This is a genomic window from Bradyrhizobium sp. NBAIM08, assembly GCF_020193935.1.
In the GTDB taxonomy this organism is placed as follows: Bacteria; Pseudomonadota; Alphaproteobacteria; order Rhizobiales; family Xanthobacteraceae; genus Bradyrhizobium; species Bradyrhizobium yuanmingense.
In genome coordinates this window covers 1-398 of sequence record NZ_JADYVR010001047.1, presented here as the reverse complement: position 1 = coordinate 398, position 398 = coordinate 1, and the positions used below count along the sequence as shown (strand labels likewise).

The window sequence follows — 398 nt, the reverse complement described above, 5'->3', positions numbered from 1 at the left end:
CTTCAGGGCCTTGGCGGTGTTGCGGAGCTCGGCGTCCTCCTCCTGGGAGAGTCGGTGCATCTCCTTCAGGTCATCAATCTGCTTCTGGAGACCCTGGAGTCGGTTGTCGCTGCCCAGGAGCTCTGCTTGCCGCTTTCTCAGGCCGTCAATGCGGGCCTCGATCGAGGTAATGTCGACCTGCTCCCACTTATAGGTCGCGATTGCGGCGTATGCGGTCGCGTGCTGCCGGTAGGTGTTGGCCTGGGCGTCAAGAGCGTTGATGCGGTTCAAGACGCCGGCGAGCGCGTTCTCGATGCCGACCAGCTCGAGTTGGATGGCGTCGAGGTCGTCCTCGTTTGAGAACCCAATGATGTTCTCGTGGTGAGCCCGGCCGACCGCGGAGCGGATGCCCCGACGGG

At 63.3% G+C, this 398-nt stretch carries 1 protein-coding gene; it reads right to left on the bottom strand.

Annotated features, from left to right (window positions below):
- On the bottom strand, nt 1–398 hold a 398-nt coding region (locus I6F37_RS43395), incomplete at both ends, for a hypothetical protein (protein WP_225154895.1).